Consider the following 15,535-nt stretch of genomic DNA (forward strand, 5'->3'; position numbering starts at 1 on the left):
GGCGTGTCGCTGCGGGCCCTCAGGCGTTGTCGTAGCACTGTCGTGCGGCTTGCTGTGCCGTTACGCCTCGTCCCGGCGCAGAGACGGCTTGAGCTCCTTGAACCGGCCGAGCAGGCCGTTGACGAACGACGGCGACTCGTCCGTGGAGAACTCCTTCGCCAGCTGCACCATCTCGTCGAGGACGACCGCGTCCGGGGTCTCGTCGGCCCAGATCAGCTCGTAGGCGCCGAGACGCAGGATGTTCCGGTCGACGACCGGCATCCGGTCCAGCGTCCAGCCGACCGAGTACTGCGAGATCAGGTCGTCGATGCGCCGCGCGTAACCGGCGTAGCCCTCGACCAGCTGCATGGTGTACTCGCTCACGGGCGGCTGCCGGGTGTCGGCCCGGGAGAGCCGGATCCAGTCCGCGAGGACCGTCAGGACGTCGACTTCGCGCTGGTCGCCCTCGAAGAGGATCTGGAAGGCGCGCTTGCGGGCCGTGTTGCGAGCAGCCACGGTTAGCTGTTCACCCGGCCGAGGTAGTCGCTGGTGCGGGTGTCGACCTTGATCTTCTCACCGGTGGTGATGAAGAGCGGGACCTGGATCTGGTGACCGGTCTCCAGGGTGGCGGGCTTGGTGCCACCGGTGGAGCGGTCCCCCTGGAGGCCCGGCTCGGTCTCCTGCACGACGAGCTCGACGGCGGCCGGCAGCTCGACGAAGAGCACCTCGCCCTCGTGCTGCGCGACGGTGGCCGTGAAGCCCTCGATCAGGAAGTTGGCGGCGTCGCCGACGGCCTTGCGGTCGACCAGCAGCTGGTCGTAGGTCTGCATGTCCATGAAGACGAAGTACTCGCCGTCCATGTACGAGAACTGCATGTCGCGCTTGTCGACAGTGGCCGTCTCGACCTTGACGCCGGCATTGAACGTCTTGTCGACGACCTTGCCGGAAAGCACGTTCTTCAGCTTGGTGCGCACGAAGGCCGGGCCCTTGCCGGGCTTGACGTGCTGGAACTCGACGACGGACCAGAGCTGGCCGCCTTCGAGCTTGAGCACCAGGCCGTTCTTGAGGTCGTTCGTGGAAGCCACGGTTGCGGAATCTCCTGGACTGACGTGGACGACCCCGGTGCACGCACCTGTCTAAAGGGCGAGCAGCTCCTTGGTCGTGATGGTGAGTAGCTCGGGTCCGCCGTCCGCCTCGGGGCGCACGACGAGCGTGTCATCGATCCGGACACCGCCCCGGCCCGGGAGGTGGACCCCCGGTTCGACGGTGACAGGCACGCAAGCGTCCAGTTTACCCATGGCCGCGGGAGACAACTGCGGGTCCTCTTCGATTTCGAGCCCGACACCGTGTCCGGTGAGCGCCGGAAGGCCCTCGGAGTGCCCCGCGGAGTCCAGGATATGGCGGGCCGCTCGGTCCACGTCCCGGAAGGCGGCGCCGGGTGCCAGGGCCTCGCGTGCGGCCCGCTGGGCAGCGAAGACGAGGTCGTACAGCTCGATCTGCCAGTCGGCGGGGGACGTGCCGATCACGAAGGTACGGCCGATCTCGCAGCGGTAGCCGCGGTAGCTCGCCCCCAGGCAGACGGAGAGGAAGTCGCCCTCCTCGACGCGTCGGTCGGTGGGCCGATGCCCGCGCCGGCCGGAGTTCGGGCCGGTGGCGACCGAAGTGGGGAAGGCGGGGCCGTCGGCGCCGTGATCGACGAGGCGCCGTTCCAGTTCGAGGGCGAGGTGCCGTTCCGTACGGCCCACCAGGATGGACTCCAGCAGCTCCCCCAGGGCCTGGTCGGCGATCTCGGCGCCGATCCGCAGACAGGAGATCTCCTCCTCGTCCTTCACCACCCTCAGCTGCTCGACCGCGCCGCCCAGGTCCGCGAGGCGCAGCTGGGGCGCGACGGAGCGCAGCTCGCGGTGGCGGGCCACCGTGAGGTGATGCTCCTCCACCGCGAGGGAGTCGCCGCCCTCACCCACGAGGAGATCGGCGGCGGCGACCGCCGGATCGCCTCCGGGGCGGTGGAGGCAGTGGACACGCAGGGCCTCGTCCGGCCGGCCCTCGCTCGGGCGGTCCTCGGGCGGGTCCGTGCAGACGAGGAGATCCTCACGTCTGCCCAGCAGCAGGACGGCGCCGGCCGGGGCCGCGCCCGCGAGGTATCTCACGTTGGCGGGGCGGGAGATCAGCGCGGTGGCGCTGCCGCTCGCGTTGCAGCGTTCTCTCAGCCGGGTGCGGCGGGACGCGTAGACCTCTGACATGACACGAGCGTAGGAGGAATGGCTGGATTGTGCCGGTTGGGAGGGCGTTCGGGGGAACCGGCCGGTTCGGACCGGAGCGCTCGAGAGCGCTCTACCACTTCGGGGGGCTCGCGATCGCCCTCGCCAGTACGTCGTCCAGGACCCTCGCCGTCGTCGGGACGTCCAGCTGGGAGTTGTCGATGATGGGGAGGCCGGAGCCGTACCAGCCGGCCATACGGCCGTGGATACGGGCCACCTCCTCGTCGGTGAGGCGGCGGTTGCCGGAGCGTTCGGCGTTGCGTTCCAGGACGACTTCCAGGCCGGGCAGCAGGACGACGGGCAGCAGGCCCGGACCCACATGCCGTTTCCAGCCACCCAGGCCCACGGCCGGGCGGTCGGGGAAGATCGCGTCGTCCAGGATGCACGAGATGCCGTTGGCCAGGAAGTTGCGCGCGGCGAAGCCGCAGGTGCGGCGGGCCAGGCGGTACTGGGCCTCGGAATGGTCGTTCCACCCGGACTGCGGGTCGGCGAAGCCCGAGCGGACCCATTCCCGTACGTCGTCGAGGCTGACGTGGGCCGTGGGGACCCGGCGGTGGTCGGCCCAGAACTTGGCGACGCTCGTCTTCCCGGCACCCGCCGGGCCGATCAGCAGCACCGCCAGCGTCGTGGCCGCCGGGTCGGGGACGATCAGGGCGGGTGGCGCGCTGGGCATGGGAACGGGGCCGCCCGGCGGCAGCGGGACATGCCCGGTGGTGTCGGCGCCCTGAGCGACCGGGGCATGCTGCGGGACCGGTGCGTGCTGCGGGGCGGGCGGCGGCGCGGGCGGGACCGGCGGCTGGGGCGCGGACTGCACCGGGCCCGAGGGGGCGCCGAGGTACCCCGGCTGCTGCTGGGGGGCGCCGCCCGGCTGGTGGGGCGGCGGCAGCGGAGAACCCACTGCGTGCTGCATCCGGTGCCACTCCGTCTCGTACAGGCAATGGGCGCTGGTTGTGCGGGGTGCGGATCCCCTTTTCGCTCCTGAACGGTACCGCCCCCGGCTGTCGTTTGGTGAACGGCCGGGGGCGGTCCGAAGTGCCCGGTGTGGAAAGCGAATCGGGCGGAAGGGAAGCGGGCGGACCTACTCGCCCGTCCCGCGCTCCTACTCGCTCACCTCCCCGTACGCGGCCAGCAGCACGGCCGGGTCGGGACCCTCGAGGACGTTCGGCTTGGCCAGGCCGTCCAGGACGATGAACCGCAGCAGGTCGCCGCGGGACTTCTTGTCGACCTTCATGTTCTCCAGCAGCTTGGGCCACTGGTCGGAGCGGTAGTGCAGCGGCAGTCCCACCGACTCCAGCACCGTGCGGTGGCGGTCGGCCGTCGCGTCGTCCAGCCGGCCCGCCAGGCGGCCCAGTTCGGCGGCGAAGTGCATGCCCACGGACACGGCCGCGCCGTGCCGCCACTTGTAGCGCTCGTTCTTCTCGATGGCGTGCGCCAGCGTGTGACCGTAGTTGAGGATCTCCCGCAGGCCGGACTCCTTCAGGTCGGACGACACCACGTCCGCCTTGACCCTGATGGAGCGCTCGATGAGCTCGGCGGTGTGCGGGCCCGCCGGGGTGCGGGCGGCCTCGGGGTCGGACTCGACCAGCTCGAGGATCGCCGGGTCGGCGATGAAGCCGGCCTTGATGATCTCGGCGAGCCCGGAGACGTAGTCGTTGACCGGCAGGGAGTCCAGCGCGGCCAGGTCGCACAGCACACCGGCCGGCGGGTGGAAGGAGCCGACGAGGTTCTTGCCCTCGGCGGTGTTGATGCCGGTCTTGCCGCCGACGGCCGCGTCGACCATGGCCAGCACGGTCGTCGGGACGGCGATCCAGCGCACCCCGCGCAGCCAGGTCGCGGCGACGAATCCGGCCAGGTCCGTGGTGGAGCCCCCGCCGACGCCCACGACGACGTCGGTGCGGGTGAACCCGGACTGGCCGAGCGCCTTCCAGCAGTAGGCGGCGACCTCGGCGGTCTTGGCCTCCTCCGCGTTGGGCACCTGGATGGCGACGGCCTCGTAGCCCTGTTCGGCCAGGTCCGCGCGGAGCGCCTCCCCGGTGCCGGCGAGCGCCTCGGGGTGGATCACGGCGACCCGCTTGACCCTCCCCCAGCCTACGGCCGGGGGGACCCCCGTCTCGCTTCGCCCGCCGATCAGCCCGCCGAGCTCGCCCAGCAGCCGGCGGCCGACCAGGACCTCGTACGGCTCCGAGCCCGAGCTGCCGCCGATTTGGATCCGCGTTACGGACTCGCTGCTCATGCTTCCTTCAACTCCAAAGCGTCCAAGGCCACTTGGCTGACCTCTTCGGGCGTACGGCCGTCCGTGGTCACGACGGCGGTGGCGACGCCCTCGTAGAGATGGCGACGGGCGTCCATCAGCTCGCGCCACTGCTTGCGCGGATTGACGGCGAGCAGCGGGCGCGCCGTGTTAAGGCCGGTGCGCTTCACGGCTTCCTCGACGTCCATGGCCAGGTAGACCACGCGCTGCCCGGCCAGCAGCGCGCGCGTGTCCGCGTCCAGGATCGAGCCGCCGCCGAGCGCCAGCACACCCTCGTGGCCGGCGAGCGCGTCCCGCACGGCCCGCTTCTCGATCGCGCGGAAGGTCTCCTCGCCCTCGTCGACGAAGATCTCCGCGATGCTGCGGCCCGCCTCGGCGACGATGTCGTCGTCGGTGTCCCGGTAGGAGACGCCGAGCCGCTCGGCGAGCAGCTGCCCGACGGTGGACTTGCCGACGCCCATCGGGCCGACGAGGACGACCAGTGGCCCGCTCATCGGATGTGCAGGCTGTCGAGGTACGACCGCACGTTGCGGCGGGTCTCGGGGACGCTGTCGCCGCCGAACTTCTCCGCCACCGCGTCCGCGAGCACCAGGGCGACCATCGCCTCGGCGACGATCCCGGCGGCCGGGACCGCGCACACGTCGGAGCGCTGGTGGTGCGCCTGGGTGGCCTCGCCCGTGGCGACGTCCACCGTCCGCAGGGCCCGCGGCACGGTCGCGATCGGCTTCATCGCCGCGCGCACGCGCAGCAGCTCGCCGGTGGTGAGGCCGCCCTCGGTGCCGCCGGAACGGCCGCTGGCACGCCCGATGCCCTCGGACGTGGTGACGATCTCGTCGTGCGCCTTCGAACCCGGCACGCGCGCGAGGTCGAAGCCGTCGCCGACCTCGACGCCCTTGATCGCCTGGATGCCCATCAGGGCGGCGGCGAGGCGGGCGTCCAGCCGGCGGTCCCAGTGCACGTGCGAGCCCAGGCCGACCGGGACGTCGTACGCGAGCACCTCGACGACGCCGCCGAGGGTGTCGCCGTCCTTGTGGGCCTGGTCGATCTCCGCGACCATCGCCTTCGACGCGTCCGCGTCCAGGCAGCGGACCGGGTCCGCGTCCAGCTTCTCGACGTCCGCGGGGGTCGGCAGGACGCCGTACGGCGCCTTCGCGGCGGCCAGCTCGACGACGTGCGAGACGATCTCGATGCCGGCCGTCTCCTTCAGGTACGACCGGGCCACCGCGCCCAGCGCGACCCGGGCGGCCGTCTCACGCGCGGAGGCGCGCTCCAGGATCGGCCGGGCCTCGTCGAAGCCGTACTTCTGCATTCCGGCGAGGTCTGCGTGGCCGGGGCGTGGGCGGGTGAGCGGTGCGTTGCGGGCGAGGCCCGCGAGGATCTCCGGGTCGACCGGGTCGGCCGACATGACCTGCTCCCACTTCGGCCACTCCGTGTTGCCCACCATGACGGCGACCGGTGAGCCCATGGTCAGGCCGTGCCGGACACCGCCGAGGAAGGTGACCTCGTCGCGCTCGAACTTCATGCGCGCACCACGCCCATAGCCGAGCCGTCGCCGCGCGAGGTGGTCGGCGACCATCTCCGTGGTGATCGGCACGCCGGCGGGAAGGCCCTCCAGCGTCGCCACAAGTGCGGGACCGTGGGATTCCCCCGCGGTCAGCCAACGCAGCCTGCTCAACGATGCTCCTCAGTGCTCGCGCCCTGATACGGCTCTGCGCACGCGCGTCCGTCGCGTACGTCGGTGGCGTGACCGGGTGCGCGGCCCTGGCCCGCCACCTCCGATCCTCCCACGTCCCGGCCCTGGAACCGGTCGCCGGTCCAGCAAGCGGACGGAGGGGCCGGGCGGGGACGGGCTCACGGGTGGTGCGAGGCCCCGCGGGTGGCGAGGGCGTGCTCGCCCGCCTTGCGCATGGCTTCCACCGGCGCCGGGACTCGGCCGGTCATCTGCTCGACCTGGAGGACCGCCTGGTGCACGAGCAGGTCGAGGCCGCTGACGACGGCGCCGCCGAACATGGACCAGCGGGCGGCCAGCTCGGTCGGCCACGGGTCGTAGAGCACGTCGAAGAGTGTGGCGGGACGCTCCGGCACCGAGGCGGCGAGGGCGTCCGTGGCCCCGGCCGGGGTGGTCGCGACGACCAGCGGGAAACGGAGCGCGTCGGCGGCGTCCGCCCAGTCGGCGATCCGGACCTCGACGTCGAGCCGCTCGCCCCACTGGCGCATCTCTGCGGCGCGGGCCGCACTGCGGCCATAGGCGACGATCTCGCCGGTGCAGACCCTGGCCAGGGCGGCCAGGGCGGAGGACGCGGTGGCGCCGGCGCCGAGGATCGCGGCCGAGTCGACCTGTTCGACACCGCGCTCGCGCAGGGCGGCGACCATGCCGGGGATGTCCGTGTTGTCGCCGAACCGACGGCCGTCCTCGGTGAACACGAGGGTGTTGACCGCCTCGACGGAGGCCGCCGTCTCGCTGACCTCGTCGAGCAGCGGGATGACCGCGCGCTTCAGCGGCATCGTCAGCGAGAGACCGGCCCACTCGGCGCCGAGTCCGGCGACGAAGGAGGGCAGGGCCTCCTCGTCGACGTCGAAGCGGTCGTACGTCCAGCCGGTGAATTCCAGTGCCTCGTACGCGGCGCGGTGCAGCACCGGGGAGAGGGAGTGGGCGATGGGGCTGCCGAGCACCGCGGCCCGGCGGGCGTCAGTTGCCCGAGCTGGCATCGAACTTGTCCTTGAGCTTCTGGAATTGTGCGTAGGTCTTGGCGAATTCGGTGTTGCTCTCACCGTCGGTCGCCACGAAATAGATCCAGCCGTCGGTGGTCGGATTCATCGTGGCCTTCAGCGCGTCCTCACCGGGGTTGCCGATCGGACCGGGCGGCAGGCCCTTGTTGGTGTAGGTGTTGTACGGGTCCTTGTTGCTGTTGATCTCGGACTCGCTGATGTTGATTTTACTCTCGCCCTTCAGGTAGTTGAAGGTCGAGTCGAACTGGAGCAACTGGTTGGTCTGGTCGTTCGTCGGCTTGAGCCGGTTGTAGACGACCTCCGCCATCTTGCGGTAGTCGTCGTGCGTCTTGCCCTCGGCCTGGACGAGACTGGCGACCGTGATGACCTGCAACGGGCTCTCGAGCTTGAGCGTCTTGGCCTTGGCCTCGAGGTCGTACTCGCCGTACACCTCGTTGGCGTGGGCGACCATCGACTTCAGGACCGCCTCGGGCTTCATGCCCTTGGCCGCGCCGTACGTCCCCGGGAAGAGGAAGCCCTCCAGCGGGTCCTTGATGTCCTCGTTGTCGTTCGCCCAGGCGGGCAGACCGAGCGTCTTGTACCCGCTCTCCGCCACTTTCCTGGTGGTACCGGAGGCAAGTCCGAGTTTCGTGTCGATGGCCTTGTAGACGGCCACGTTCCGCTGGCCCGGGGGGACCAGCACGTTGGCCTGGCTGGCCGGGTCGAGCATCATCTCCACGGCGCTCTTCGCGGACATCTCCTTCTTCAGGATGTACGCGCCTGCCTGGATGCCGCCCGCTTGGGGATTGTTCGTGACCGCGGAGACGAACGCGTCCACGCTCTTGACGACGCCGGCCTCCTTGAGCAGTCTGCCGATGGCGGCGCCGCCGGAGCCCTTGGGCACCTGGATGCTCACGGTCTGCTTCGTGCCGTCGCCCGTGTAGTCCGGAGCCGCGGCGTAACGATTCTTGTAGTAGTCGTAGCCGAAGTAGCCGACGCCCGCGACACCGCCGCCGAACACCAGCACGACGACCAGACAGGCGCAGCCGCTGCGGCTCTTCTTGCTCTTCGCGCCCTTGCCGCCCCGGCCCCGCCGGTCCCCGCGGCCCTCCGGCTCGTCGCCGTCCTCGTCGTCCTCGGCCCCGCCACCCGCGAAAAAGGCGTGCTCACCCTGATCGGGTCCCGGGTCCCAGTCGGTTTTCTGCTCGGACTCGGCTTCCGGCACCGGCACCGGCTCAGGTTCGGGTTCGGGTTCGGCACGCCGCCGGGCGGGCGGCTCCGGCGGCGGGTAGGCCTCCGGGGTGCCGTAGAAGTCGGGCTGTTCGGCGCCGTAGGCCGCGGCCTGCTGACCGTAGGGGTCACCCGGGTCGGCCGCGTAGGGGACGTGGGCATGGGTGCCCGTGCCGTCCCAGCCGCCCTCCTGATACCCCTCGTGGTAGGCCTGCTGGTTCTGCTGCGCGTACTGCTGGCCCTGAGCGGCGTACTGCTGCTGGTCGTAGCCCTGGTACTGCGGGTCGTACTGCTGCTGACCGTACTGCTGCTGGTCGTACTGCTGCGCCTGTCCCTGGCCCCAGTCGCCGTACCCCTGCTGCTGGTCCGGGTGCTGCTCCTGCTGCTGCGGGTAGGGGTGGTGCTGTGGCTGGCCGCCGTAGGCAGGCTGATGGCCCGTGGGGGCCTGCTGCCCTTCCCATCCGCCGTCCCCGTACAACGGGTCCTCCGGATGCCACGGTTCGGAGCCAGAGCCCCGGCCATACTCAGTCATCGATCCCCTAGAGCCGCGAGGCGGCGATCACGCGGCTTGTTCAGGCCCGTCACCGTGCCGTCTCTCTCTGTGCGGTCGCTGTTCGAACACCGCCGCATCGCGCGGAACGTTACCGTACCGCGATCAGATGACCACTTCGACGCCCTCGCCCGGTGCTTTACCTGACACCCGTTCGGATTCCAGCGCCTGCTGAAGGATGATCACAGCGGCTGCCTGGTCGATCACCGAGCGGCCCTTCTTCGACTTCACGCCCGAGGCGCGCAGGCCCTGACTGGCCGTCACGGTCGTCATCCGCTCGTCCACCAGCCTGACCGGGATCGGCGCGATGCCCTTGGCGAGCTGCTGGGCGAAGCCCCGGACCTTGACCGCGGCCGGGCCCTCGCCCCCCTTGAGGGAGCGAGGCAGACCCACCACGACCTCGATCGGCTCGTACTCCTCGACCAGTTGTCCGAGCCGGCGGTGCGCCGCGGGGAGGTCCCGGCCGGGGACCGTCTCCACCGGAGTGGCGAGGATCCCGTCGGGGTCGCACGAGGCGACCCCGATGCGGGCGTCCCCGACGTCGATCGCGAGTCGACGGCCCTTCCTCGTCAGCCCGCTCATTTGGCCGTTTCCGCCACGAGCCGCTCGACGGCGTCGACGGCGTCGCCGACCGCGGCCGGGTTCTGGCCGCCGCCCTGGGCGACGTCCGGCTTGCCGCCACCGCCGCCGCCGAGGGTCTTGGCAGCCGTACGGACCAGGTCGCCGGCCTTGAGACCGCGCTCGCGGGCGGCCTCGTTGGTGGCGATGACCGTCAGCGGTTTGCCGTTGTTCACCGTGAACAGGGCGACCACGGCGGCCCGGCCGCCCTGGATGCGGCCTCGCACATCGAGGACGAGCCTGCGCAGGTCGTCGGAGGTCGTGCCGTCCGGGACCTGGCCGGTGACGAGGGCCACACCGCTGACGTCCTTGGCGGACTCCACGAGACCGGCGGCGGCCTGCAGGACCTTCTCCGCGCGGAACTTCTCGATCTCCTTCTCGGCGTCCTTCAGCTTGCCGAGCATGGCGGAGACCTTCTCCGGGAGTTCCTCCGGACGGCCCTTGATCAGCTCCTGGAGCTGGGCGACGACCGTGTGCTCACGGGCCAGGAAGTTGTAGGCGTCGACGCCGACGAGGGCCTCGATGCGGCGGACGCCCGAGCCGATCGACGACTCGCCGAGCAGCTTCACCAGGCCCAGCTGGGAGGTGTTGTGCACATGGGTGCCACCGCACAGCTCCTTGGAGAAGTCGCCGATGGTCACGACCCGGACCCGCTCGCCGTACTTCTCGCCGAACTCGGCGATGGCGCCCTGCTTCTTGGCCTCGTCGATGCCCATGACCTCGGCCTGGACGTCCAGGTCGCGGGCGAGGATCTCGTTGATCTTCTGCTCGACGTCGGTCATCACGGCCGTCGGGACGGCGGACGGGGAGCCGAAGTCGAAACGGAAGCGGCCGGGCTGGTTCTCGGAACCGGCCTGGGCGGCCGTCGGGCCGAGGGCGTCGCGCAGCGCCTGGTGCGTGAGGTGCGTGGCCGAGTGGGCGCGGGCGATGGCCGTGCGGCGGCGCTGGTCGATCGAGGCGTGGGCCTTGGCGCCGAGCGTGACCTCGCCGACCTGGACGACGCCCTTGTGGACGTACACGCCGGGGACCGGCTTCTGGGTGTCGCGGATCTCGATGACGGCGCCGGTGTCCACCTTGATACGGCCGGTGTCACCGATCTGGCCGCCGCCCTCGGCGTAGAACGGGGTGCGGTCGAGGACGATCTCGACCTCGTCGCCCTCGGTGGCGGCCGGCGAGGAGGCGCCGTCGACGAGGATGCCGACGATCGTCGACTCGCCCTCGGTGTCGGCGTAGCCGATGAAGTCGGTGGCACCGGCCCGGTCGGCGATCTCGCGGTAGGCGCCCACGCCGGCGTGCCCGGTCTTCTTGGCCTGGGCGTCGGCCTTGGCGCGTTCCCGCTGTTCCTTCATCAGGCGGCGGAAGCCGTCCTCGTCCACGGACAGCCCCTGCTCGGCGGCCATCTCGAGGGTGAGGTCGATCGGGAAGCCCCAGGTGTCGTGGAGCAGGAAGGCCTTGTCGCCGGCGAGGACCGCGCCACCGGACTGCTTGGTCTCGGTGACGGCGGTGTCGAGGATGTTGGTGCCGGCCTTCAGCGTCTTGAGGAAGGCGTTCTCCTCGGCGAGGGCGACCTTCTCGATCCGCTCGCGGTCGGTGACCAGCTCGGGGTACTGCTGGCCCATCATCTCGATGACGGTGTCGATGAGGTCCTTGACGACCGGGCCGGTGGCGCCGAGGAGGCGCATGTTGCGGATGGCGCGGCGCATGATGCGGCGCAGGACGTAACCGCGGCCCTCGTTGCCGGGGGTGACGCCGTCGCCGATGAGCATCACGGAGGTGCGCATGTGGTCGGTGACCACGCGCAGCGAGACGTCCGACTCGTGGGCCCGGCCGTACTCGACACCGGTCAGCTCGGTGGCCTTCCTGATGACGGCCATCGAGGTGTCGATCTCGTACATGTTCTGCACGCCCTGCAGAATCATGGCGAGGCGCTCCAGGCCGAGGCCCGTGTCGATGTTCTTGCTCGGCAGGTCGCCCAGGATCTCGAAGTTGTCCTTGCCGATGCCCTCGCCACGCTCGAACTGCATGAAGACGAGGTTCCAGATCTCCACGTACCGCTCGTCGTTGACGGCGGGGCCGCCCTCGACCCCGAACTCGGGACCGCGGTCATAGTTGATCTCGGAACAGGGGCCGCAGGGGCCGGGGACGCCCATGGACCAGTAGTTGTCCTTCATGCCGAGGCGCTGGATGCGCTCCCTGGGCACGCCGACGACCTCGTGCCAGATGCGCTCGGCCTCGTCGTCGTCCTTGTAGACCGTGATCCAGAGCTTCTCCGGGACCAGGCCGTAACCACCCTTGTCCTGGGGCGCGGTGAGCAGCTCCCAGGCGTACTTGATGGCGCCTTCCTTGAAGTAGTCGCCGAAGGAGAAGTTGCCGCACATCTGGAAGAACGTGCCGTGGCGGGTGGTCTTGCCGACCTCTTCGATGTCGGGCGTGCGCACGCACTTCTGCACGCTGGTGGCGCGCGACCACGGCGGCTTGACGTCGCCGAGGAAGTACGGCTTGAAGGGGACCATGCCGGCGGGGACCAGGAGCAGAGTCGGGTCGTCCGCGATGAGCGACGCCGAAGGGACGACGGTGTGACCGCGCTCCTCGTAGAAGCTCAGCCAGCGGCGGCGGATCTCGGCCGACTCCATCAGTGGTCCTCATTCCGGTTGTGCGAGTACGTCGTGTGCTCGGGGTGCTCGGGGGTACTGCGGTGGTTCTCGATGGCGGTGTACCGCCGGGGCGCGGGGAGTTCGGGATCGTCGCGGATCCCCAGCGCCTCCCCCAGCTCGGCCTCCCGCTGGGCCATGTTGTCGCGGACGTCGAGCGCGAAACCCACCGCGCGGTCCTTGAGGCGTGCTCCCGTCTCGAGCGCCTTGTTGGCCGCGGACGCGGCGAGGCTCTCGGGGGTCAGCTGCTTCAGCTTGCGATTGACCTTGGTGGTGGCCCAGACACCGGCGGCGACGCCCGTGGTGAACCAGAAGGTACGGCGGAACATCGCTGGTCTCAGTCCCTCTTTCCACGGGGCTTGCGCTTCTCCCGCCGGGAGACCGTTCGGCCCACGATCACGGTCCGCCGGGGCTCCCTGGCGGGCACGTCGTCCTTGCGGCCGCCGAGGGCCCGGCGCACGCCGTAGCCGAAGGCGGCGACCTTCACCAGGGGGCCGCCGAAGGTGGAGGCGACCGTGGTGGACAGCGCCGAGGCGTTCGACGTGACCTCCTGGACGTCGGTGGCGATCGCGTCGACCCGGTCGATCTGGGTCTGCGCGGAACGCACCGCCGCGGAGGCGTCGGCCAGCAGCGGGACGGCCTGCTCGGTCACGTCGGCGACGAGTCTGGTGGTCGCCCTGAGCGTCTGGGCCAGCCTCGCCAGCGCGACGGCCAGGAAGGAGACCAGGATCGCCCAGAACACGGCCACCAGGATGCCGGCCACCTCTCCACCGGACACTGCGCACCCGCTCCCTGTCTGACGAACAGCTATCTCTGGAGGCGAGCCTATCGCGCCGACGCCGGCGTTCCGTACCGGATTAGGCGTGCGAAAGCCCGCCGTCCCACCTGCCCCGAAGGGCAGCGGGACGACGGGCCTTGGCGCGGAAGTCCTACGACGGCCGCAGACCGATCCGGAAGGGGATCAGCGGGCGTAGTACTCGACGACGAGCTGCTCGTCGCAGATCACCGGGATCTCCTTGCGGTTCGGCTCGCGGTCCAGGCGGAACGCCAGGGCGCCGAGGTTCACCTGGAGGTAGCGCGGGGTCTCGCCGTCGGGGGCGAAGCCACCGGCGCGGGAGACCTCGAACAGCGTCTTGCTGCGGCTGCGCTCGCGGACCATGACGACGTCGTCGGGCTTGACGCGGAAGGACGGCTTGTCGACCTTCTGGCCGTTGACCTCGATGTGGCCGTGGACGACCATCTGACGGGCCTGGTAGATCGTGCGGGCGATGCCCGAACGCAGGACCAGCGCGTCGAGACGGCGCTCGAGCTCGATGATCAGGGCCTCACCGGTCTTGCCCTGGACCTTGGAGGCACGCTCGTAGGCGCGGACGAGCTGGCGCTCGGACACGTCGTACTGCGCGCGCAGACGCTGCTTCTCGAGCAGACGGACCTTGTAGTCCGAGTTCTGCTTGCGGCCACGGCCGTGCTCGCCCGGCGGGTAGGGGCGGGCCTCGAAGTACTTGACGGCCTTCGGGGTCAGCGCGATGCCGAGGGCACGCGACTTCTTGACCTTGGGACGGGGCTGGTTCGCCACGATCTCTCACTTTCCAGAATTTCCGGCTTGTCAGGGTTAAGGGAGGTCGCATCCGCAGCCGGGGAAACCCGTCGGGTCCGCGTGGAACCTGTCGGGCAGCCGCTCCCCTGGTCTGGGCACATACGTGCAGCACGCGAGTTGCCCATCGACCGTTCTCGGAATTCCGAGTGGTGATGGGCTGCCCGCGACACCTTCGACGGTGCGCGACGCTCCTGGAGCGAGGTCCGAGGACCGGTGCTCCGGCCGACCGTCCTGTTCTGACTGCACGGGACGCGGCACTTCGGGCGAGTCTACAGGGTGCTCAGGACCCGTCGCGACCGAGGTGCTGCCGGGTCCACTCCACCGCGTCCGCGTAGCGGGCCTCGGCGCCGTGCCGGGTGGGCTCGTAGTACTCGCGGTCCTTGATGGCGTCCGGGGCGTACTGCTGGGCGGCGATGCCCTCGGGCAGGTCGTGCGGATACACGTACCCCTGCGCGTGCCCCAGCTTGGCGGCGCCCTTGTAGTGCCCGTCGCGCAGATGCGGCGGCACCGGACCGGCCAGTCCCTTGCGTACGTCGTCCAGGGCGGCGCCGATCGCGGTCGTCGCGGCGTTCGACTTGGGTGCCAGGGCGAGGGCGATGGTGACGTGGCTGAGGGTGAGCGCGGCCTCGGGGAAGCCGATCATGGCGACGGCCTGGGCGGCGGCGACCGCGATCGGCAGGGCGTTCGGGTCCGCCAGGCCGATGTCCTCGCTGGCGGAGATCATCAGGCGGCGGGCGATGAAGCGCGGGTCCTCGCCGGCCTCGACCATGCGGGCCAGGTAGTGCAGGGCCGCGTCGACGTCCGAACCGCGGATGGACTTGATGAGGGCGCTGGCGACGTCGTAGTGCTGGTCGCCGTCACGGTCGTACTTCACCGCCGCGCGGTCGACCGTCTGCTCCAGGGTCTGGAGGCTGATCCCGGTCTCCTCCTGGTCCAGGGCGGCCCCGGCGGCGGCCTCCAGGGCGGTGAGGGCCCGGCGGGCGTCGCCGCCGGCGATGCGCAGCAGATGGGCCTCGGTGTCCTCGGGGAGGGTGACGGCGCCCTTGAGGCCGCGTTCGTCGGCCACGGCGCGCCTGACCAGGTCGCGCAGACCGTCGTCCGTGAGGGGCTCGAGGGTCAGCAGGAGGGAGCGGGAGAGCAGGGGCGAGATCACGGAGAAGTACGGGTTCTCGGTGGTCGCCGCGATCAGCGTCACCCAGCGGTTCTCGACGGCCGGCAGGAGGGAGTCCTGCTGGGCCTTGCTGAAGCGGTGGATCTCGTCGAGGAAGAGGACGGTCTCCTTGCCGTAGCCGCCGATGGCGCGGCGGGCGCCGTCGATGACCGCGCGGACCTCCTTGACGCCCGCGGTGATCGCCGACAGTTCGACGAACCGCTTGTTGGTGGCCTTGGAGACGACGTACGCCAGAGTCGTCTTCCCGGTGCCGGGCGGTCCCCAGAGGATCACCGAGGAGGGGCCCGCCGGGCCCGTGGCACCCTCGCCGACCAGGCGGCGCAGGGGTGAGCCCGGCTTCAGCAGGTGCTGCTGGCCCACCACCTCGTCGAGGGTGCGCGGGCGCATCCGGACCGCCAGGGGGCTCCCGGCGGGGTCCTTCTCCTGGCGGTCTTCGGCTGCGGCGGTGAACAGGTCGGGCTCCACACGTCGGAGCCTACGTCAGAGGTCTGACAGTGACGTCCGACGCCTGTCCGGTA

Annotated in this window: 15 protein-coding genes; all 15 read right to left on the reverse strand. The window is 70.6% G+C overall.

What is annotated here, in order from left to right; all coding sequences use genetic code 11:
* Positions 1-60: 60 nt before the first annotated feature.
* The 15 genes from nusB to ACFWBD_RS34445 all read right to left on the reverse strand — a co-directional run bounded on the left by nusB (position 61) and on the right by ACFWBD_RS34445 (position 15,482).
* A complete protein-coding gene (gene nusB / locus ACFWBD_RS34375) occupies positions 61-495 on the reverse strand; it encodes a transcription antitermination factor NusB (RefSeq protein WP_385675668.1) in 435 nt (144 codons plus the stop codon).
* Positions 496-497: 2 nt separating this feature from the next.
* A complete protein-coding gene (gene efp, locus ACFWBD_RS34380) occupies positions 498-1,064 on the reverse strand; it encodes an elongation factor P (RefSeq protein ID WP_351768132.1) in 567 nt (188 codons plus the stop codon).
* A 51-nt stretch (positions 1,065-1,115) separates the two neighbouring features.
* On the reverse strand, positions 1,116-2,222 hold the full coding sequence (locus ACFWBD_RS34385) for an aminopeptidase P family protein (protein WP_385675672.1): 1,107 nt from the start codon (positions 2,220-2,222) through the stop codon (positions 1,116-1,118).
* A 91-nt stretch (positions 2,223-2,313) separates the two neighbouring features.
* Entirely contained in the window at positions 2,314-3,150 is an 837-nt protein-coding gene (locus tag ACFWBD_RS34390) for a Pro-rich N-terminal domain-containing protein (protein WP_385675675.1), read from the reverse strand.
* Positions 3,151-3,339: 189 nt separating this feature from the next.
* On the reverse strand, positions 3,340-4,473 hold the full coding sequence (gene aroB, locus ACFWBD_RS34395) for a 3-dehydroquinate synthase (protein ID WP_385675678.1): 1,134 nt from the start codon (positions 4,471-4,473) through the stop codon (positions 3,340-3,342).
* The gene (locus ACFWBD_RS34400) at positions 4,470-4,985 is read right to left on the reverse strand and encodes a shikimate kinase (protein ID WP_385675681.1); all 516 of its coding nucleotides are present in this window, start codon (positions 4,983-4,985) and stop codon (positions 4,470-4,472) included. The genes aroB and ACFWBD_RS34400 overlap by 4 nt, the downstream gene beginning before the upstream one ends.
* Positions 4,982-6,166, reverse strand: a complete 1,185-nt coding sequence (gene aroC, locus ACFWBD_RS34405; RefSeq protein ID WP_385675684.1) for a chorismate synthase — start codon at positions 6,164-6,166, stop codon at positions 4,982-4,984. The genes ACFWBD_RS34400 and aroC overlap by 4 nt, the downstream gene beginning before the upstream one ends.
* A 176-nt stretch (positions 6,167-6,342) precedes the next feature.
* Positions 6,343-7,200, reverse strand: coding sequence for a shikimate dehydrogenase (locus ACFWBD_RS34410; RefSeq protein ID WP_385675688.1), 858 nt, complete (start codon positions 7,198-7,200; stop codon positions 6,343-6,345).
* Positions 7,181-8,962, reverse strand: coding sequence for an endolytic transglycosylase MltG (mltG, locus tag ACFWBD_RS34415; protein WP_385675691.1), 1,782 nt, complete (start codon positions 8,960-8,962; stop codon positions 7,181-7,183). Before mltG ends, ACFWBD_RS34410 begins: the two co-directional genes overlap by 20 nt.
* 123 nt (positions 8,963-9,085) lie before the next feature.
* Positions 9,086-9,562 carry a Holliday junction resolvase RuvX gene (gene ruvX, locus ACFWBD_RS34420; RefSeq protein WP_385675694.1) on the reverse strand — a complete coding sequence of 159 codons (477 nt, stop codon included), beginning with the start codon at positions 9,560-9,562 and terminating at the stop codon, positions 9,086-9,088.
* Positions 9,559-12,231: an alanine--tRNA ligase gene (gene alaS, locus ACFWBD_RS34425; RefSeq protein WP_385675697.1), complete on the reverse strand. Its 2,673-nt coding sequence runs from the start codon at positions 12,229-12,231 to the stop codon at positions 9,559-9,561. The genes ruvX and alaS overlap by 4 nt, the downstream gene beginning before the upstream one ends.
* The gene (locus tag ACFWBD_RS34430) at positions 12,231-12,578 is read right to left on the reverse strand and encodes a hypothetical protein (protein WP_385675699.1); all 348 of its coding nucleotides are present in this window, start codon (positions 12,576-12,578) and stop codon (positions 12,231-12,233) included. Before ACFWBD_RS34430 ends, alaS begins: the two co-directional genes overlap by 1 nt.
* 8 nt (positions 12,579-12,586) lie before the next feature.
* Positions 12,587-13,027: a DUF948 domain-containing protein gene (locus ACFWBD_RS34435; protein ID WP_062646681.1), complete on the reverse strand. Its 441-nt coding sequence runs from the start codon at positions 13,025-13,027 to the stop codon at positions 12,587-12,589.
* Between the two features lie 183 nt (positions 13,028-13,210).
* Entirely contained in the window at positions 13,211-13,825 is a 615-nt protein-coding gene (rpsD, locus tag ACFWBD_RS34440; RefSeq protein ID WP_093775827.1) for a 30S ribosomal protein S4, read from the reverse strand.
* Between the two features lie 301 nt (positions 13,826-14,126).
* A complete protein-coding gene (locus ACFWBD_RS34445) occupies positions 14,127-15,482 on the reverse strand; it encodes a replication-associated recombination protein A (protein WP_385675702.1) in 1,356 nt (451 codons plus the stop codon).
* Between the last annotated feature and the right edge of the window lie 53 nt (positions 15,483-15,535).

It is taken from the genome of Streptomyces sp. NPDC060002 (assembly GCF_042737245.1).
Lineage (GTDB): Bacteria > Actinomycetota > Actinomycetes > Streptomycetales > Streptomycetaceae > Streptomyces.

Coding starts and splice junctions, on each gene's coding strand:
- ACFWBD_RS34385 (WP_385675672.1), bottom strand. CDS start 2,222: ATGTCAGAGGTCTACGCGTCCCGCCGCACCCGGCTGAGAGAACGCTGC.
- ACFWBD_RS34390 (WP_385675675.1), bottom strand. CDS start 3,150: ATGCAGCACGCAGTGGGTTCTCCGCTGCCGCCGCCCCACCAGCCGGGC.
- aroB (WP_385675678.1), bottom strand. CDS start 4,473: ATGAGCAGCGAGTCCGTAACGCGGATCCAAATCGGCGGCAGCTCGGGC.
- ACFWBD_RS34400 (WP_385675681.1), bottom strand. CDS start 4,985: ATGAGCGGGCCACTGGTCGTCCTCGTCGGCCCGATGGGCGTCGGCAAG.
- ACFWBD_RS34410 (WP_385675688.1), bottom strand. CDS start 7,200: ATGCCAGCTCGGGCAACTGACGCCCGCCGGGCCGCGGTGCTCGGCAGC.
- mltG (WP_385675691.1), bottom strand. CDS start 8,962: ATGACTGAGTATGGCCGGGGCTCTGGCTCCGAACCGTGGCATCCGGAG.
- ruvX (WP_385675694.1), bottom strand. CDS start 9,562: ATGAGCGGGCTGACGAGGAAGGGCCGTCGACTCGCGATCGACGTCGGG.
- alaS (WP_385675697.1), bottom strand. CDS start 12,231: ATGGAGTCGGCCGAGATCCGCCGCCGCTGGCTGAGCTTCTACGAGGAG.
- ACFWBD_RS34430 (WP_385675699.1), bottom strand. CDS start 12,578: ATGTTCCGCCGTACCTTCTGGTTCACCACGGGCGTCGCCGCCGGTGTC.